The 18,974-nt window shown below is 59.6% G+C and carries 18 protein-coding genes; 5 read left to right on the top strand and 13 right to left on the bottom strand.

All coding sequences use genetic code 11. The features are described 5' to 3' along the window. Nucleotides 1–105: 105 nt before the first annotated feature. The 6 genes from PZ897_RS18575 to PZ897_RS18600 all read right to left on the bottom strand — a co-directional run bounded on the left by PZ897_RS18575 (nt 106) and on the right by PZ897_RS18600 (nt 7,690). The gene (locus PZ897_RS18575; protein WP_275754226.1) at nt 106–1,905 is read right to left on the bottom strand and encodes an IlvD/Edd family dehydratase; all 1,800 of its coding nucleotides are present in this window, start codon (nt 1,903–1,905) and stop codon (nt 106–108) included. Between the two features lie 113 nt (nt 1,906–2,018). After that, nucleotides 2,019–3,023 carry an ABC transporter permease gene (locus tag PZ897_RS18580; RefSeq protein WP_275754227.1) on the bottom strand — a complete coding sequence of 335 codons (1,005 nt, stop codon included), beginning with the start codon at nt 3,021–3,023 and terminating at the stop codon, nt 2,019–2,021. A gap of 13 nt (nt 3,024–3,036) precedes the next feature. Continuing rightward, nucleotides 3,037–4,062 carry an ABC transporter permease gene (locus tag PZ897_RS18585; RefSeq protein ID WP_275754228.1) on the bottom strand — a complete coding sequence of 342 codons (1,026 nt, stop codon included), beginning with the start codon at nt 4,060–4,062 and terminating at the stop codon, nt 3,037–3,039. Then, nucleotides 4,059–5,600, bottom strand: a complete 1,542-nt coding sequence (locus tag PZ897_RS18590; protein ID WP_275754230.1) for a sugar ABC transporter ATP-binding protein — start codon at nt 5,598–5,600, stop codon at nt 4,059–4,061. Before PZ897_RS18590 ends, PZ897_RS18585 begins: the two co-directional genes overlap by 4 nt. 98 nt (nt 5,601–5,698) lie before the next feature. Continuing rightward, nucleotides 5,699–6,817 carry a substrate-binding domain-containing protein gene (locus tag PZ897_RS18595; RefSeq protein WP_275754232.1) on the bottom strand — a complete coding sequence of 373 codons (1,119 nt, stop codon included), beginning with the start codon at nt 6,815–6,817 and terminating at the stop codon, nt 5,699–5,701. 114 nt (nt 6,818–6,931) lie between these two features. Next, entirely contained in the window at nt 6,932–7,690 is a 759-nt protein-coding gene (locus tag PZ897_RS18600; protein ID WP_275754234.1) for an FCD domain-containing protein, read from the bottom strand. 439 nt (nt 7,691–8,129) lie between these two features. Here PZ897_RS18600 and PZ897_RS18605 point away from each other — a divergent pair, with 439 nt between their 5' ends. Next, nucleotides 8,130–8,843, top strand: coding sequence for a transcriptional regulator NanR (locus tag PZ897_RS18605; protein ID WP_275754236.1), 714 nt, complete (start codon nt 8,130–8,132; stop codon nt 8,841–8,843). Nucleotides 8,844–9,016: 173 nt separating this feature from the next. Beyond that, nucleotides 9,017–9,949 (top strand): aldo/keto reductase, encoded by a 933-nt coding sequence (locus tag PZ897_RS18610; protein ID WP_275754238.1) that lies wholly within the window; start codon nt 9,017–9,019, stop codon nt 9,947–9,949. Nucleotides 9,950–10,147: 198 nt separating this feature from the next. On the opposite strand, the gene otnC is transcribed toward PZ897_RS18610, so the two are convergent. From otnC to PZ897_RS18645, 7 genes are all read right to left on the bottom strand, one after another. Beyond that, on the bottom strand, nt 10,148–10,792 hold the full coding sequence (otnC, locus tag PZ897_RS18615; protein WP_275754239.1) for a 3-oxo-tetronate 4-phosphate decarboxylase: 645 nt from the start codon (nt 10,790–10,792) through the stop codon (nt 10,148–10,150). Continuing rightward, nucleotides 10,789–12,018 carry a 3-oxo-tetronate kinase gene (gene otnK, locus PZ897_RS18620; RefSeq protein WP_275754240.1) on the bottom strand — a complete coding sequence of 410 codons (1,230 nt, stop codon included), beginning with the start codon at nt 12,016–12,018 and terminating at the stop codon, nt 10,789–10,791. Before otnK ends, otnC begins: the two co-directional genes overlap by 4 nt. After that, on the bottom strand, nt 12,015–12,809 hold the full coding sequence (locus PZ897_RS18625) for an N-acyl homoserine lactonase family protein (RefSeq protein WP_275754242.1): 795 nt from the start codon (nt 12,807–12,809) through the stop codon (nt 12,015–12,017). Before PZ897_RS18625 ends, otnK begins: the two co-directional genes overlap by 4 nt. Next, nucleotides 12,806–13,096 (bottom strand): putative quinol monooxygenase, encoded by a 291-nt coding sequence (locus tag PZ897_RS18630; protein ID WP_275754244.1) that lies wholly within the window; start codon nt 13,094–13,096, stop codon nt 12,806–12,808. The genes PZ897_RS18625 and PZ897_RS18630 overlap by 4 nt, the downstream gene beginning before the upstream one ends. An 11-nt stretch (nt 13,097–13,107) precedes the next feature. Further along, nucleotides 13,108–14,391 carry a TRAP transporter large permease gene (locus PZ897_RS18635; protein ID WP_275754245.1) on the bottom strand — a complete coding sequence of 428 codons (1,284 nt, stop codon included), beginning with the start codon at nt 14,389–14,391 and terminating at the stop codon, nt 13,108–13,110. Then, on the bottom strand, nt 14,388–14,936 hold the full coding sequence (locus PZ897_RS18640) for a TRAP transporter small permease (RefSeq protein WP_275754247.1): 549 nt from the start codon (nt 14,934–14,936) through the stop codon (nt 14,388–14,390). The genes PZ897_RS18635 and PZ897_RS18640 overlap by 4 nt, the downstream gene beginning before the upstream one ends. A 67-nt stretch (nt 14,937–15,003) precedes the next feature. Next, nucleotides 15,004–16,008: a TRAP transporter substrate-binding protein gene (locus tag PZ897_RS18645; protein WP_275754249.1), complete on the bottom strand. Its 1,005-nt coding sequence runs from the start codon at nt 16,006–16,008 to the stop codon at nt 15,004–15,006. 127 nt (nt 16,009–16,135) lie between these two features. On the opposite strand from PZ897_RS18645, the gene PZ897_RS18650 reads away from it, so the two are divergent. The 3 genes from PZ897_RS18650 to PZ897_RS18660 are packed head-to-tail and all read left to right on the top strand — an operon-like array spanning nt 16,136 to nt 18,925. Next, the gene (locus PZ897_RS18650) at nt 16,136–17,230 is read left to right on the top strand and encodes an isocitrate/isopropylmalate dehydrogenase family protein (RefSeq protein ID WP_275754251.1); all 1,095 of its coding nucleotides are present in this window, start codon (nt 16,136–16,138) and stop codon (nt 17,228–17,230) included. Next, nucleotides 17,227–18,249, top strand: a complete 1,023-nt coding sequence (locus tag PZ897_RS18655) for a Gfo/Idh/MocA family oxidoreductase (protein ID WP_275754253.1) — start codon at nt 17,227–17,229, stop codon at nt 18,247–18,249. The genes PZ897_RS18650 and PZ897_RS18655 overlap by 4 nt, the downstream gene beginning before the upstream one ends. Before the next feature lie 43 nt (nt 18,250–18,292). Continuing rightward, entirely contained in the window at nt 18,293–18,925 is a 633-nt protein-coding gene (locus tag PZ897_RS18660) for a GntR family transcriptional regulator (protein ID WP_275754254.1), read from the top strand. The last annotated feature ends 49 nt before the right edge of the window (nt 18,926–18,974 follow it).

Here is an 18,974-nt window from a genome sequence, read left to right on the forward strand (position 1 = left end):
GCTCTGGTCACGAGCACTCACACGCCGGGGTCGCCCATCGTTATCTTGAAGCTGCACGGCCAGGCTCAGGAACATGGCGTTCTCGACCGCTCTCGGGATCGCAGTCTAATGATTGTCGCGAGGCCGCGATTTCTGTGCAATAGCCTGAAATTCCGGCGCACCACGCAGCACCATGCCGTCCGAGAACGGTTCAACCAGATCACGGAAATACTTCTGCCAGGGTGACTGGCTCTGAGGTATCGGATAGCCGCCGGCCGAAGCAAGATCAGCAGCTCTTTGCGCCCATTCCGCTTCCGGCACCAATGCCTCAACACTGCAGGTGGTCAGGTCGATGCGGATGGAGTCGCCGGATTTGAGCAAGGCCAGCCCACCACCGGCTGCAGCCTCGGGCGAGGCATTGAGAATGGACGGCGATGCAGATGTGCCTGATTGCCGCCCATCCCCAATGCAGGGCAAGGAGGTTATGCCCTTTTTCAGCAGGTAACCGGGGGGCCGCATGTTCACCACTTCCGCCCCTCCGGGATAGCCCAGAGGGCCGGCCCCGCGCATGACCAGGATGCAATTTTCGTCCACCTCAAGCGCCGGATCATCGATTGTGCTGTTGTATTGTTCCGGTCCGTCGAAAACGATTGCCCGCCCGACAAAGGCATCCGGATGCTTCTCGCTCAACAAATAGCGTTGCCGGAATTCCGGCGAAATCACCGATGTCTTCATCATGGCGCTATCAAACAGATTGCCCTTCATATTGAGAAACCCGGCGTTTGCCAGCATGGGTTTTCCCACCGTGAGAATGACCTCTGCGTTCTCGCTGCGGCGGTGGCCGCAATTCTCGCCGATCGGTCGTCCGTTGACAGTGACCGCATCCGGGTTCGGCAACAGTTTCGCTTCCATCAATTCTCCGACAACCGCCGGAACACCGCCTGCGCGGTGGAAATCCTCGCCAAGATAGGCACCGGCAGGCTGCATGTTGGTGAGCAAGGGGATGTGATAACCAAGCGCCTGCCAGTCATCATTGGACAACGGAACTCCCACATGCCGGGCGACCGCATTGAGGTGGATCGGCGCATTGGTTGAGCCACCCAGCGCCGAATTGACCACAATGGCGTTCTCAAATGCAGCGCGGGTCATGACATCGGAAGGCTTGAGATCCTCCCACACCATCTCGACGATGCGCCGGCCGGTGGAATAGGCCATTTGCCCCCGCTCGCGGTAGGGAGCGGGGATCGCGGCGGATCCGGGCAGTTGCATGCCCAAGGCTTCCGCCAGAGAGTTCATGGTCGAGGCGGTTCCCATGGTATTGCAGTAGCCGACCGATGGCGCGGATGAGGTGACCAGGTCGGCAAACTGCTCGTCATCGATCTTGCCTTCCGCATGCAGCTCCCGGGCTTTCCAGATGATGGTGCCCGATCCGGTGCGTTCATTGCGGAAATAGCCATTCAGCATCGGCCCGACCGAGAATGCGATAGCCGGAATGTTGACCGTGGCGGCAGCCATCAGCAGCGCCGGGGTGGTCTTGTCACAGCCGATGGTGAGCACAACACCATCCATCGGATAGCCGAAGAGCGCCTCAACCAGTCCCAGATAGGCGAGGTTCCGGTCGAGCATCGCAGTCGGGCGTTTGCCGGTTTCCTGTATCGGATGCACCGGAATTTCAAATGGCACCCCGCCGCCGGCAATGATGCCATCCCGGACCCGCTTTGCCAGTTCCACATGATGGCGGTTGCACGGAGACAGGTCCGATCCGGTTTGAGCAATCCCGATAATCGGCTTGCCTGACTGCAATTCGGCGCGGGTCAAACCATAATTGACATAGCGCTCGACATAGAGCGCCGTCATTTCGGGATTGTCAGGGTTGGAGAACCAGAGCCTTGAACGCAACTCGTCAGCTGTTTTCCGATTGGACATTTCATCTCCTCTTTCGCCCGCTGTTTGAGGTCGCGGGGACCCTTGCTGTTGTTTCAAGACCAGCGAACCGGTTTCGCCTTAGCTGTCAGCAACGGCCGGCCTGGCGACCGGCCTCAGGATTGCACCTTCGCTCCCCGTGCATAAAGCAACAGCATTCCAATGATGACGACGCCGAAGACGATGTTGCGGAAAACGTCAGCGGGCAGCTTGATGCCAAACTCGGCAAAATAGACCTGTGGCTGCAGCACCGACAGGATCGACTGCAGGAGCGTGATCAGAATCACGCCGGCGACCGTGCCCATATACCGGCCTCGGCCGCCGAGCACATTGGTGCCGCCCAGAACGATGGCGGCCACGGTCGGCAAGAGATAGACATCCCCCATGGCCTGATAGGACCGGTTGGCCCAGCCGGACAGAAGGATTCCGCCGGCGGCGGCACACGCGCCTGAAAACACGAAACAGATGACAAGAACCCGGCGGGTATTGACGCCGGAGAGGAAAACCGCCCGTTCGGTGTTTCCGATCGCGTAGATCTGCCGCCCAAGCGTCGTCCGCGTCAGCACGAAGACGGTCGCTGCGCCAAGCAGGATCCAGATCAGCAACGGATTGGGAACGCCCGGAACCAGGTGCCCCACCGCAAGCTCCCGCATAAAGGGCGTGCCGCTGTCCTGCGGCGCGAAACCTCCGGTGTGATAGACCATCACGCCCTGCGCCACCGCGTTCATGCCGAGTGTGAAGATCATTGCCGGTGCGCGCAGATAGGCAACCCCGATCCCGTTGATAAGGCCGACCGTCATCCCGCAGGCGATGCCGAAGGGGACCGCCAGAGGCACGCCCAGCTCCGGTCCGAGAATGCCGCTCGCTCCCGTGGCCATCATACCGCCGATCGAAATGGTCCACGGAATCGAGAGATCGATGTGGCCCAGAAGAATGACCATCATCATGCCGGTCGCGATGACGCCCAGAAAGGACGCCACCTGAAGCTGCTGAACCAGATAGGTGGCCGACAGGAAATTCGGTTCGGCTATCGCACCGACTCCCAGCAGCAGGATGATGCAGCCAAAGGCAATTGTTGTTGCCTTGTCGAGTGGCTTGATGGATTTTGTCATGCCGGTCATTGCGCTGAGTTCCTTACCGGTAGAGGTCGAGTTTGTTCTTGACCCGCAGAATTCTCAGCGAGCCGATCGACACCGCGAACAGCAGGACAATGCCGACGAACAACGGCTGCAGCACCGGATTGATGTCAAACACGATCAGCAGATCGCCAACGGTACGCATCACGAACGCACCGAATATGGAGCCAACGGCACTGCCGACGCCTCCAAACAGCGATGTTCCGCCAATCACCACGGCACCGATGGAATTGAGAGTGTAATCGTTGGCAAGCGAAGCTTTGGCCGCGCCGGAATAGGTGATGCAGGTGAGAAGAATACCGGCAATCGCCGCAAACAAACCGGCCAGCGTGTAGGCCAGCAGCCGCGCGCGCGCTACAGGCACGCCCGACATGTAGGCTGCCTGTTCGGACGATCCGATCGCATAGGCCCCGCGCCCGAGCACGGACCGGCGGTAAGGCATCCAGATCAACAGCACAACGGCGATCAACAGGATGACGGTTGACGGCACCCCGGCCCAGGAACGGGTCATCAGATCGGCAAACTCGAAATTGACCGAACCGCCGGGCTGCGGACGGATAGCCAGTGAACATCCGAAATAAACCGCACCCGTGGCAAGCGTGACAATGATCGGCTGCAGCCGGCCGTACACAACGATCACGCCGTTGATGAAGCCACAGAGCAGACCAACCCCGAGCACAAGCAAAATCCCGAAAAACGCCGAGACCGGGCCGCCGACGACAACCACCGACGCCAGGCAGTTGGTCAACACAAAAATCATTCCCACCGACAGGTCGAGTCCGCCGGTGATCACCGGCAGGGTTTGCGCCATGGCAACGAGCGCGAGCAGCGCCCCCTTGTTGGCTGCGGTGTTGATGATGTTGGCCGTCAGTCCGACATTCAGTTTCCAGCCGTAGACAAGGAACATGACGGCAAAGATCGCAACCGCGAGCAGCAGGCCACGCTGGGCCAGCAGCCAGTGGCTGAAATTGTCACGGGCACGCCCGGCGGGCGCTGCGGCTTGAGTTGAGGGTACCACACTCATTGAACGGTCTCCGGCAAATCCCTGGTGTTTGTGATGTTGAGTGCCGCAGCAATCAGGTTGCGTTCGGTGAGCCGGTCACCGGCCAAGGTTTCGATGACAGTGCCATCGTAAAGCACCAGAACCCGGTCACAGCAGCCGATGAGTTCGTCATAATCGGTGGAGTAGAACAGGATTGCCGCACCGCTTTCGGCCAGACGCCGGAGCAACTGGTAGATTTCCTGCTTCGTGCCCACGTCGATCCCCCGGGTGGGGTCGTTGAGCAGGATGATGCGCGGCTTGTTCATCAGCCATTTGCCGATGACGATCTTCTGCTGGTTGCCGCCCGAGAGGGCTGCCACCGGGCCGTCAATACCGTCGGATCTGATTTTCAACAGCTCGACCATTTCCGTGATTGCTGCTTCTTCGGCCGACCGGTCGACCAGACCCCATTTGCTCATCCGGTCGACGGCGGCGAAGGTGAGGTTCTCCCGCACGGTCATGGGCAGCATCAACCCTTCATGCTTGCGGTCCTCGGGAATGAGCGCCATCCCGACAGTGTCCGACTTGGCGTGCTGCGGACTGGTGATATCGACCGCTTCGCCGGCAATCCTGATTGTGCCGGTGGTGCCGATCAGCGTGCCGAACAGGGCAAGCAGCAATTGGCGCTGTCCCTGTCCATCAAGGCCGCCCAACCCGACCACTTCACCGGGCCGGAGTTCCAGATTGATATTGTTCAACTCCCGCTGCCAGGAGAGGTTCTCGACCTTGAGAACCGGTTCGCTATCGGGTTTCGCCCTGGTCAGCGGCGGAAAAGCGTTCTGGTATTCCCGGCCAATCATCATTTCCACCATTGCATTGTCGGTCTTGCTGCCGGCGGTGAAAGTTTCAACATGCTGGCCATTGCGGAACACAGTGCAGTCATCCGCAAGCTCGGCGATCTCATGCATCCGGTGGGAGATGTAGACGACTGCCATCCCCTCCTCGCGCAGGCGCTTGAGCATGGCGAAGACCTTTGCCACATCCGCCGCAGTGAGCGCGGACGTGGCTTCATCAAGGATCAGCAGCTTTGGTTCGCGTGCCATCGCCTTGGCGATCTCCACCATCTGCCGGCGCGACAGCGGCAGGTCGCGTACGGTTGCATTCGGGTGGATATCCTCGCCTCCGACCACGGCCAGCGCGGCTTCGGCGCGCTTTCGCTGGGCGCGATAGTCGATTTGGCCGAACCGCATCGGCGGATTTGTAATGCAGATATTGTCGGCAACCGTCAGATCTGGCAGCAGTGAAAGCTCCTGGAAAATACAGGCAATCCCGGCCTCGTTGGCCGCGGCGGGCCGGGCAAAGACCTGCGGCCTGCCATCGAGCAGAATACGTCCCGCATTGGGCTGAACCACTCCGGACAGCACCTTGATCAGCGTGGATTTGCCCGCGCCGTTTTCCCCCAGAAGGGCATGTATTCGTCCCCGGTCGCATTCAAAACGGACATTCTCAAGCGCTCGGACGCCGCCGTAGTGCTTGGTAATCCCTTCCATGCGCAGCAAGGGTGTAGTTTCACCTGCCATCGCCAAAGGTAGCTCCTGCCTTCACTCAAGTTTCTGTCGATTTACGCATTGTCGTGCCGCCGAGATGGTCCGGCGGCACTCCTTGGTCGCCCGTGCGGCTAGTTGTTGTCGCCGCTTTGCGACGAGATCTCTTCGTTGGTGAAGCCGATATTGCAGTCCGGAAAATTGTTGCCGGTAAACAGCGATCCGGGAAGATCCGGAAACACCTCCGAGCCCACCTTGTAGGGCGAGAACGAGATTGATGTCGGCAGCGAAATCGACTGCGGAATGACCTCACCCTTCAAAGCCGCAATCGCGGTCTTGATGGTGATCGCCGACTGCGCCGGACCGGTGCCGCCAGATTGGCAGACCATGCCCTTGTCGTGATACTCGTTGCACATCTGGCGAAAGGCGTTTTCATCTTCGCCGGACATGGGAACGATGAACTTGCCGGCATCGATCATCGCCTGGGCCGGTCCTTGCGAGCCGCCCTGAACGTAGATGCCGTCAAACATGCCGCCCGCTGCGATCGCGTCGGCGGTTACCTTCTGTCCGTCGCCAGGCGCCCAGTTGCCGACAACTTCGGTGACTTCCACATTGCGGCCGGAAGCATCGAGCACTTCCTGAAAGCCTGTGGCGCGGGCAATATCGACCGGCTGACCTGCGGGTCCGCGAACGAACAGGAATTTGGCCGGATCAGCGTCCGTCTTCGACAGCAGGAACTCTCCTGCGGTGCGTCCCAGGCCGACCTGATCGACATTGATCTGGATGTTCATCGGATCATCGATGACATTGTCGAAGGAAAGCACCACCACACCAGCGGCATTGGCCTTGCGCACCACCGAGCCGAAGGCGGAAGTGTTGTTGGCGTTGACGATGATGGCATCAAAGCCCTGATCGATGAAGTTGTTGGCTGCGGCAATCTGGGCGGCAATGTCCTCGCCGACCGATACGACCTTGAACTCCTCGAGGTCCGCGGCGACTTCCGGCTGGTTGGCAAAGGCCTTTGCAACGCGGATCATCTGCACGCGCCAGTCATTGGCGATGAAACCGTTGACCAGAGCGACCTTGTAGGGGCCTTCTTTAGCCGGCCACTGGAAGTATTGGGTGTCTTCCGACAGCGGAGCGAAGCACTGCGGATCGGCACCCGGGCCATCAACGACCTCCGGCGCGGCGAGTGCGAGGCTGGTCGACAGCATAAAGCCGGCGGCTGCGGTTATCAGTGTTTGATGTTTCATGGTCTTCCTCCCTTTGGCGCCCAACTGCGCCCTCCCTTGATGCCGCCTTCGGCGGCCACTTCCCCAACTCACCGTCTTGCCTCCCAACGCAACGGCAGAGCGAGCTCTTTACGGCTAGGCGCTGAAGTGCCTGAAGCCATTTTCCAGATGAGTCTTCATCTTGTACTGGTATGCCGTGCGATCCCGCGCCTCGAGCGCTTCCAGAATGTCACCGTGCTCACTGAACGTCGAAGTCGAGAACGTGTGGCGGGTCTTGCCGCGCAACATGATCCTCAGGATCACCGGCTTCATGATCTTGTAGACATCCAGCACAGCCTTGTTGTCCATGATCTGGACAAGCCGCGTGTGGAACCGGAAATCGGCCTCTGACGCATCCAGCTCGGCTTTGGCGTGGCGCAAGTCCTCATTGGCGGCGTGAAGATCAGCGATGTCCGCCGCAACGATCTTCTCGAACAGCACATCCACAGATGCCACCTCCAGCAGGCCGCGAAAGCCCTGGACATCGACAAATGTGTCGCGCGACACCTCAAGCGTGTTGAACGAAAACAGATCGAGCGCCCGCTCCATGCGGTCATCGATGATCGTCGCCCCGACTTTCGGGCGCACCGAGACGATGCCATAGGCCTTGAGAATGCGCATTGCCTCACGGACCGTATTGCGGCTGGCCTCGAATCGCTCACACAGTTCCCGTTCCGTCGGCAGATTGTCACCTACGGTCAGTCCCTCGCTCGAAATCAGCCCCCGGATGCTCTGAACCATCTCATCCACAGCTGAGCGCGAGGGCGGGCGAATGGCTGCATCCTGATTTTCCGCGACCGACTCAGCGGCATCGCTGCCTGGGACTGATCCAGCCGTCTGTTTTTCCGTCGCCACCTGGCATCTCCTATTTGTAGGACAAATACATAACTTCCGCGACATTTCGAGTCAAATACTTTCTCTTTCAGCAGAATGTTTCGGAATTACAAGTGTTCTGGACCAACAAATGATCAATGGTGACAAGCCCTGCGTTCGCCAACCCTGACCTTCAGGCGAGTTGTTTCGTCATGAGACAAGCGGAACAGAAATCTGGCCGGCGCCACTGCGCCGAAACCCCGCCGCGGGCCATTCCCGGAGCGCCAAGACTTGCTTGACTTCGTATCATGCAAGTTCACTTTGCGCCGATCGATCACAAGCAGCCACTTCCATCTTGCCAGCCAACTGGTATACTGATCCTGCCGATTGGAACTGCGAACCATTGCAACCAGTTACCAACCGATCGCTATTGGTTGCAGCCGTTCCGGATGTGACGTCGCGACAGGAGCAAGAACAGCCGATGGACCACTCAGGACCGATTATTCGACGCAAGCTTTCCGATGAGGTTCTCGACAGACTCAAGCGTCTCATCACCGACGGCGAGCTCCAGCCAGGCGACGACATGCCGTCCGAGCGTGAACTGATGGTTCGCTTCGAGGTCGGTCGCCCGGCAATCCGTGAAGCCATGCAGGCGCTTGCAAGCATGGGGCTGGTGGCGATTTCCCACGGCGAACGCGCCAAGGTGCTCAAACTGTCGGCAAGATCGATCATCAACCAGGTCGATGCGACAGCGAAAATGATGCTCGCGTCTTCCAAGGATTCCCTCGAGCATCTCAAAAATGCCCGGATTTTTTTTGAACGCGGCATGGTGAGGGAAGCCGCCGAGAAAGCATCTCACGAAGATGTCGAACGGTTGCGCGAAATCGTCGCCCGGCAACGGCTGGCCCTGGGCGATGCCGAAGCCTTTATTTCAGCCGACATGCTGCTTCATACGCAGATTGCCGTCATTTCCCGCAACCCGATCTACATCGCCTTCAGCGAGGCGATGCTGAGCTGGCTCAAGGAGTACCATACCGAAATGCTGATCTGGACCGGCAAGGAAAGCACCACACTGGCAGAGCATGAAGAGATTATCGAGTGCATTGCAGCCCATGATGCCGAGGCGGCGGAAAAAGCTATGATCCAGCATCTGGAGCGGTCCCGCGCGCTTTACATGCAAAAAGCGGCGTCGTGAAAGGAACCTCTTCGCTCCACGATTGCGATATGACCGCGGCGGCTGGGGTCATGCAATATCTCCGGTGACGAGACAATCCTGTCAAAAAAAAGTGGCGGCCGAGACCTGCATTTGCGCAAACGACGAGCGGCTCCCGGCGCTGACAAGGCAACCCCCTCCCAGAAAGTCAACCGATGAAGTGCATTGAGACGAAGAATGGAACGCCTGTTTCGCGACTGGGATTTGGAGCCATGCAATTTGGCCGGACCGCGGATGAAAACGACGCGCGCGAGATGTTTGAGGCCTGCATTGGTGCCGGGATCAATCTCTTCGACACGGCTTACAGCTATACGGGCGGCGCCTCCGAGCAAATGCTGGGCAAACTGGCCGCCCCGATGGCCGATGATGTCCTCGTCGCCACGAAGGCACCGAATGACCGCCCCGCGTCGTCAGACAATCTGCGGGCTTCCCATGAGCTAAGCTGCAAACGGTTGGGGGTCGACTGTATCGATATCTACTATCTGCATCGGTTCGACCCCGAAACGGAGTTGGAGGAGACCTTTGGCACCCTGGCCGAGATGCAGTCTCGGGGCCTGATCCGCCACATCGGGGTGTCCAATTTCGCGGCGTGGCAAATCATGAAGGCACAGGCAGTTTGTGCGACATTCGACACGCAGATCGACGTTTGCCAACCGATGTACAATCTTGTCAAACGGCAGGCAGAGGCCGAGATTCTGCCGGCCTGTGAAGATCAGGGCATCTCCGTCTGCCCCTATTCACCGCTGGGCGGCGGGTTGCTGACCGGCAAATACGCAGATGGGGCGGCGGGCCGGCTTAAAGATGATCGCACCTATGCGGCGCGCTATGCACAGTCGTGGATGCACGAAGCCGCCCGCGAGCTGCGCCATCTGTCGGAACGTCTGGCGATCCCCGCTGCGACGCTCGCCGTGGCATGGGTGGCCCGGCATCCGGCGGTCACCTCGACGTTGATCTCCGCCCGCAATGCATCTCAATTGCAGCCGTCGCTGGATGCGATCGATTTCGAATTGTCGGACGATCTCCATGCGCAGGTCACCCGGCTCAGCCCCACTCCGGCGCCTGCAACCGACCGGTCGGAAGAAGCCTGACCAAGACCACTGCATGTCGCGCCATGCGCATCCTGTTCGTGGCTCGTGGAAGCCAGACGTTCCACCAAAAGGGTGCGGCAACACCGCAATGCCGGGCGCAGCACTGCTGTGACACAATGGACAATCCGGTGGCGCGTTTGGGCAACCGCGCCTTGGATCGCCGCCCTGAACGGAACGTCGCTGTCCTGAAACAGATCCCTACCAGTCTACGTCGAATGTCTTAACGAGGCCGCCGAGCTGTGCTTCCGTCAACAGGTGTGGCGACAGACCGCGACACAGCAGGGTGAGCTTGGCGGCCTCCTCCAGTTCCTCCATGGCATAGACTGCGGCATCGAGATCCTTGCCGCAGACGACCGGCCCGTGATTGGCCAGCAGCACGGCAGACCGTTTGCCAAGCAGGCCGCGCACGGCGTCACCCATGGCCGGATCGCCGGGCATGAAATAGGGCAGCAGCTTGACGCGCCCCAGCTTCATGACGCTGTAGGCAGTGATCGGCGGCAGCACGTTTTCCGGATCGGTTTCGGGCAGCACCGACAACACCACCGAGTAACACGAATGCAGGTGCACGACGGCGCCGGCGCCATGCCGGGTGTCGTAAAAAGCGCTGTGCAGCGGCACTTCCTTGGTCGGCGGGTCTCCACTGATCAATCGGCCTGACGCATCCAGCAGGCTGATCCGCGCCGGATCGATGAATCCCATGCTGGCCCCGGTTGGCGTGACCAGAACGCGGCCATCGGAAAGCCGCGCGGAAATATTGCCGGACGAACCGTTTGTCAGACCGCGCTCAAAAATCGACTTTGCCCATCTGGCGATATCGTCGCGGATCCGGGTTTCCTCAGTCATCGGTCCTCCGAGAGCATCTTGATGGCATGGGCGAAAAAATTCTCATCGCCGAAATTGCCGGACTTGAGCGCGATCACCAGCGCGCGGTCATCCACACGCAAGGCCGGCACGCCGGGCGCGATCCGTGTGCCGACGGTCAATTGGCGGGCTCCCAACCCGGCGACGACGGCACCTGAGGTTTCGCCGCCGGCGGACACGATCTGAGATATTCCGCGACGAGACAGTTCTGCAGCGAGTTCGCGAAACAAGCCCTCGATCCGGTCTGCGACAATCGTCTGACCGTATTTCTGTTGCGCGGCCTTGACCGTTTCGGGGTCCGCCGACGAGTAGACCAGTGGCGCCTTGTGCGCCTCGGCCATCACCCAGTCAGCGACGCTTTCGGCGCTGTGCTTACCCGCCATCACGGCATCGGCTGTCAGTTCCAGAGATGGCGCGACTTTGCTGTATGCGGCGATCTGCGCCCGCGTCGCCACCGAACAGGATCCCGACAGGACTGCCCCCTTGCCGGGATGACCGGTCCAGGGGGGAGATGCAGAGCGAAACCCGAAATTCCCGGGCAGGCCGAGCGCGATACCGGAACCGCCACACAGCAATTTGCGGTGTTTTGCAGCAGCGCCGATGGTCACAAGATCATCATCCTCGATCGCATCCACAATGAACATTGCCTTGCCGGAGGTCAGCATTTCGGCGACTGCGCCCGTCCCCCTGGCAACGACCTGGGCCGGCACATGCGCCACCGGCCACCGGGTTTGCCGGGCGAGAACGCGGCGCAGATCAGACTCACGCATCGGGGTGAGCGGATGGTTCTGCATGCCGCTCTCACTGAGCAATCTGTCGCCCACGAACAGATGGCCCTGATATACGCTGCGGCCATTTTCCGGGAAGGCCGGGCAAACGATGACAGCGGTCTCGCCGAGCCGTTCGGCGAGTGCCTCGGTGACTTGCCCGATATTGCCCTGATCGGTGGAGTCGAACGTGGAGCAGACCTTGAAGATGATCTGTTCAGCGCCCTGCCCTGTGAGCCAGTCGCACGCCTGCAACGATTGGCGGATTGCCTGTTCGAGCGGCGCGGTGCGCGATTTGAGTGAAATCACCGCGGCATCGCAACCGGTGACCGGATGTTCCGGCAGGCCGGCCAGAAGCAGGGTTTTCATGCCGGCTTCGGCAAGCGTCAGCGCAATGTCCGAGGCGCCGGTAAAATCATCCGCAATCACGCCGATCTTCACAGTCTGAATTCCTTTGTCGGTCCGGTGTCGAGCCGCACGGCATAGTCCGGCCCGGCCGACTCGAAAAGATTCATCACCAGAGGATCGTGGCCGGGAACAATCAGGCTGCGATCGCTGGCAAGCGCGGATATCCGATCGAACCCATCAAGCATGTTTTGCAGATCAACCACGATCGGAAACGGCTTTCTGGCAAACACGTTTTCATAATAATGCGCGGCGTCAGACGCCAGACAGAGCCACCCGGACATTGTGCGCACCCGGACGGCTTGAAGCCCGCGCGAATGGCCGCCGATGCAATGCACCGTCACCCCATCGGCGACTTCCCCATCGCCATCATGGAACATCACACGACCGGAATAGACCCGCCGGACCATCTCGCAGACATGATCGGCGGAAAACGGCATCCGCAGCGTATCGTGACACATGCAGGGCCCGGTGGCGTATGCCATTTCGGCGGATTGCAGATGAATGGTGGCATTGGGAAACTGGTTGAGACCACCGGCATGATCGTAATGCAGATGGGTGACGATCAGGGTGGTGATGTCTTCCGGCTTGAGGCCGATCCCCTGCAAGGCGGCTGCCGGCTCCCGGATAATCGGCCGATCCCGGTGCCGCGCTTCAGCTTCGTCATAGCCGGTATCGACCACAATGACCTGGTCACCGCATTTGAGCACCCAGATGAAATAATCCATCGCATGCGGCTGGTCATGATTGTCGTCGAAGAGGAAGCTGTCCTTGCGCGTCCGCGAATTGCGGTCGGCATATTTGAGGGCGTAGACTTCCCAGATCATTGATGCACGCGGGCGAAGGTGCGCACGTCCTTGGACTCGATCATTTGCGAAACGGCGGCGTCGAACTTCTTGAAATGGGGCGTCTGCCTGTGTGCATCGAAGCCGGCAAGATCTGAGTAGATCTCGTAGAGGAAAACACTGTCGGGCTGCGCCGCATCGGTGCAGACATCGAACTGATGGCAAGCGGGCTCATCGCGCAGCGAGGCCTGAGCATTTTCGAGCATCAGCGGCATGAACTCGTTGATCATGCCGGCCTTTATCTTGAACGTGACAACAACAGCAAACATACCAACCTCACTTAACGAAACAGATAGACCAATGTCATCGACACGGCGGGAACATAGGTGACCAGCAACAGCGCGCCGATGGCGGCAAAGTACAGCATGCCCATTCTGCGCGCGATGGAAAGCACCCCGACGCCGGAGATGCGCGAGGCGACATAGAGGGTGGCTCCGACCGGCGGAGTAAACAACCCGACCGCCACATTGCAGGTCATGATCACGCCCAGATGCACCGGATCGATGCCGAAGGCCTGCGCGGTCGGCAGGAACAGCGGCGCGGTCAACAGGATCGCCGGCACGGGATCGAGAACCAGGCCGAGGATCAGCAGCACCAGATTGACCAGGATGAGAAAGACCCAGGGGCTTGATGACAGGTCCTGCACAAAGGCAACCAGCACCTGCGGCATCTGCTCGAGCGTGATCAACCAGCCGAGAACCGTGGTCGCGCCGATCACCACCATCACCGTGGCACTGGTGACAAAGGCATCGACCATCAATTGCGGCAGGTCCTTGATCCGGAAATCCCGGTAGACGAAGATCGTGACCACCAGCCCGTAGACCACGGCCAGCGCAGCCGCTTCGGTGGGGGTGACCCAGCCGCTGAAAATTCCACCGAGAATGAGGATCGGCATGAACAGTGCGGGTGCGGTGCCGACAAACGAACTCCACAGTTCCGCCCGTGTGGTGGTGCGGCCACCAGGATCGCAGCCGGTTGATTTGCCGACATAATAGCAGACCAGCATGAAGGCGAGGCCGAAGATGATGCCAGGAATCGTTCCGGCCAGAAACAGATCGGCCACCGAGACATTGCCGACAAATCCGTAGATCAGCATCGGGATCGATGGCGGGATGATGATGCCGATGGTCCCGGCGGCAGCGACCAGCCCGGCGGCAAACGCCTTGTCATAGCCTTCCTTGGCCATGTTCTTGATCATCACCGAACCGATTGCGGCGCTGTCGGCAATCGCCGACCCGGAGATGCCGCCGAAGATCATCGAAGCGCCGACCACCACCATGCCCAGCCCGCCCGGCATGAAGCCGAAGGCCGCCCTGGCGAAGCCGATGATGCGCATGCCGACACCGCCGCGGCTCATCAGTTCACCCGCCACGATGAACAGCGGAATGGCGAGAAAATGGTTGGGTTCGACCCCGCCGATGAAATTGAGATAGAGCGCCTGCAGCGGATAGCCCAAATCAAACACGATGATCGGCAGAACGGCTGTGATCAGGATCGCCCAGACCAGCGGCACGCCGACAAACACGGTGACGAGAAACACCGCGACAACGAAAAGCAGGATCACAGCACGGCTCCCGTATCGGCGCCATCGACATGGTGGGCAACCGTCAGGCCATCGCCCCCCGGTGGCGAACGCCAGTCATGCACCATGTTGAAGGTATGGAAAATCAGCGACAGCGCGATGCCCACAGGCATCGAGGCATAAAGAAAACCGACCGGCCAATACAGCACCGTCGTCCGCTGCGCCCAGGTATGGCTAGAGATCGAATAGCCCTCGACAATCAGGCTCAGCATCATCACCAGCACAATGAAATTGATCGCAGCGGAGAGGAAGCGGTGGAGTGCTTTTGGCACGAACAGCTCGACGATCTCGGTGACGCGCATATGTGCGCCGCGGGCGATTGCCGCTGCACAGCCGAGAAAGGTCGTCCAGAGCAGAAGGAAGGCGGTGACTTCCAGCGACCAGGCAAGATCAAATCCCGCCGCGCCCCTAAGTGTTGCGTTGACAAAAACAAGCGTCACGATTGATAGACCGCCAAGCACCAGACACAGATCGATCAAGCGACTTATAACCCGTAATGCAAGCGGATAGATTGCCCTGTAATCCATGCCAAAGTCCCAGACAAAGGATCAGGACCGCGACGGTCCTGATCCCGGGTTTACGATTAACGAAAGCCTATTTCGCCGGCATCATCTCACGGATCTTGGCGGCATCGGCCAGCACCTTGTCAACGGCTTCCGCGCCATAGACACCGCGCGCCTGGTCATAGACGGATGCGACGGCTTCCCGGAACGGCCCAATCTCGGGCGTCGACACCTTGGCGCCCTCTGCAGTCATTTCCTCAAGCTGCGCATTGACCGAGTTCTTGACCAAGTCGCGGCTGAAGGCAGAGGATTCGGCTGCGGCTTTCCTGACCGCTTCCTTGTCGGCGTCCGAAAAGGCCTGCCAGGTCTTCTCCGAAATCGTCAACGGCAACGGGCTGTAGACATGCCGGGTCAGCGTGATGTGGGGCGCGACCTCGTAGAAGCGGAGCGACTTGATCGTATCAACCGGATTCTCCTGACCATCGACGGTGCCCTGCTGGATCGCAAGATACACGTCGGTGATCGGCATCACCACGGTCTGAAAGCCGACCGCTTCCATGGTCCAACGGATCATGTCGTTGGGAAACACGCGCATTTTCTTGCCTGCCGCATCGGCCGGAGATGTCAGCGGATCTTTGGTGGTGTAACTGCGGAACCCCGCCTCCCAAGTGGCCAGCACCCGGAAACCAACTTCAGGCAGCTTGTCGAATTCGCCCCTGAGCCATTCGGAATTATCATAGAATTCCCAGCCCTGCTCGTAGGTGTCGACCAGGAACGGCATTGCGGTGAGATTGAGGGTGGTCAGGTGAGTGGCGTAGGATCCGGTCGCAGAGACGGTGAAATCGACACCGCCAAGCTGCAGTTGCTCGATCGCCTTCGGGTCGTTGGCAAGCTGGCCAGCAGGGAATATGCGAATCTCGTAGCGGCCCTCGGTATATTCCTTCACCTTCTCGGCAAAAACCTCGGCAGCCGCCTGCCGGGATCCGCCAGGATTGTCGGTGTGGCTGAACTTCAGGACCGTTTGGGCATTGGCGCCGGCCCCCAGCGCGCCCATTAGCGCGGTTGTCACGGTCAACGTCTTGAGCAGAGTGTTCATATTGTCCTCCCAGGCAAAAAATCAGTGTTGCAATTATTTAACGTATACATTAACAAATTCATTGTCAAATTCGTTTTGCGGACAAATCCGGTGTTTTCAGCATCGGTCGATCACTCAGGGGAAACTTATGGTCCAGTCATTTGAAATTGCGGTGTTTGAAGGTGACGGCATCGGGCCCGAAATCACTGCCCCTACGATACGCATTCTTGAAGCCCTTGCAAAACAGCAGCAGGATTACGGACTGGCCTTTTCCAAAGCCCCGGCCGGCGCCGCTCATTATGCGCAAACCGGAGAGTCGCTGCCAGTGGCGTCAATGGAGACGGCACGGAACGCCGATGCGATCTTGCTGGCGGCCATGGGGCTGCCCTCCGTTCGCTATCAGGACGGAACCGAAATTTCGCCGCAGCTGGATCTCAGGATCGAGCTCGACCTGTTTGCCGGGGTTCGCCCTGTCCGGGTGGTGCAGGGTCAACCGACCCCGCTCAAGCTTTCAGGCGGCCAGTCGATCGACTTCGTCCTGATCCGGGAAAGCACGGAAGGCCTGTTTTTCTCCATGGGCAAAGGGGCGGTCAGCAAGGATGAGGCACGCGAGACGCTTCTGATCACGCGCAAGACCAGTGAAAAACTGTTCCGGTTCGCATTTGATTATGCCCAGCAACGCAAGGCCCTGGGAACCGGCAAGGGCCGTGTGACCTGCGTCGACAAAGCCAATGTGTTTCGCGCCTTTGCCTTTTTCCGCGAGATCTTCGATGGCGTGGCCAAGGAGTATTCTCACCTTATCGCAGACCATGCCTATGTCGACGCGACCGCACTCTGGATGGTGGAAAAGCCTTGGCTGTTTGATGTGCTGGTCACCGAAAACATGTTTGGCGACATCCTGTCCGATCTTGGCGCCGGCATCATGGGCGGGCTTGGACTGGCGCCGTCTGCCGATATCGGGCTTAATCACGCGGTGTTCCAACCGTGTCACGGATCAGCCCCCGACATTGCCGGAAAGGGCGTGGCCAATCCATTCGCCATGATCCTGTCGGCCGCCATGATGCTTGACTGGCTCGGCACGAAGCACAACATCGAAACGATGGTGTCTGATGGGGCGAAATTGCGCGACGCGGTGTATCAGGTGGTTGCCGATGGCAGCGTCCTGACCCGCGATCTTGGCGGAACCAGCGGCACCGAAGCCGCCGCCGAGGCGGTTCTGGAACAGATAACAGCAAGGGCGTGATCTTGGACAATACCATACGGGTCGCCTGTCTTGGGGCGGGATATTTCAGCCAGTTTCACTTTGACGCCTGGGAGCGGATTGAAGCGGTGGAGCTGGTCGGCATTGCCAACAGGAACATCGAGAAGGCCCGGCAGACCGGTTACCCGGCATTCAGCGATCTGGGGCACATGCTCGAAGCGACGACGCCGGACCTGCTCGACATCATCACGCCGCCCGAGACCCATCTGGGTGCAATCAAGGCGGCTCTGGAGCACGGCGTCACGGCGATCATATGCCAGAAGCCGTTCTGCACTTCACTTGATGAAGCTCGGACGGCGGTCTCTCTCGCTGCGGACAAAGGCGTTCCGCTGATCGTGCACGAGAATTTCCGCTTCCAGCCCTGGTATCGGGAGATGGCTCGCGCTCTTGCCGCCGGCGACATCGGTGATGTTCATCAACTGACTTTCCGGTTGCGGACCGGCGATGGACAAGGCCCTGATGCCTATCTCTCGCGGCAGCCCTATTTTCAGAAGATGGAGCGCTTTCTCGTCCACGAGACCGCAGTGCACTGGATCGACACGTTCCGATTCCTGCTCGGAGATATCCAGGCAGTCTATGCTGATCTGAGAAAAATGAACCCGGTGATTGCCGGAGAGGATGCCGGCTACATCATTTTCGATTTCGATCACGGCGTCCGGGCCATCTTCGACGGCAACCGGCATCTTGATCACGCATCCGAAAACACCCGCACCACACTGGGTGAAGCGCTGCTGGAAGGCACCACCGGGACCATTACTCTTGCCGGCAACGGCGCCCTCTATCTGCGCTCTTTCGGTGAGACCGCGACGCGGACGCTGCTGGAGCCAAAAGACTGGCGCGGCTTTGCCGGTGATTGCGTGTTTGCGCTTCAGCGTCATGTCGTCGAGGGCCTGCTGGAAAGAAGACCGTTCGAAAACACTGCGGCCGATTATCTTCGTGTTATAGAGGTGGAAGAAGCGATCTACCGGTCAGCAAGCGAGGGTCGCAAACAAGGGGTGTAGGGTGTCGGAGGAAGCAAAGGCAAAATCTCAGAGTATTCGGGCGGTGGATGCTCTCAGAGCGTTGATTTTTGCCGGCGAATTGCCTCCAGGGTCAGATCACCTTGAAAGCGAACTCGCGGAAAAGCTCGGCATGTCGAGAACACCGGTGCGCGAGGCGACGCTGGTGCTCGAATCGCAGGGTCTGCTGGAAGTCAGACCGCGCAAGGGCGTCCGGATATCAGCCCTGTCGGCCGACGACATGCGCGAGATCTACGAGGTGCTGACCGAGCTTGAAAGCCTCGCCGCCTCGCTCGCTGCTGACGCCGGTTATTCGGAACAGGAATTGTCCCGGCTGAAGACCGCGATTGTCGAGATGGAAGCCAGCGTGGCAGCCAATGACCGCGAAGGCTGGGCCCGCGCCGACGCCGCCTTCCATGACGAACTTGTCCGCCTGGGCGGCAACAAGCGCATCCAGACCATCGTTTCAAATTTCAACGACCAGGTCCGCCGGGCACGGGCCTTGACGCTGCATATGCGGCCAATGCCCAGCAAATCCAATCAGGACCATCGCGCGCTCTATGAGGCTATCGCCAAGGGTGATTCCAAGGCCGCCCGCCAGGTGCACTGGATGCACAGGACAGAGGCCAAGGATATGCTGATCAATCTGCTCCACCAGCACGGGCTTCGCCGGGTTTGATATAGCCTGTCAATTTCATTCAGCTTGAGCCGAACAGGGAATCCTTGAG

The sequence above is a fragment of the Hoeflea sp. YIM 152468 genome (assembly GCF_029210485.1).
Taxonomy (GTDB): Bacteria; Pseudomonadota; Alphaproteobacteria; order Rhizobiales; family Rhizobiaceae; genus Hoeflea.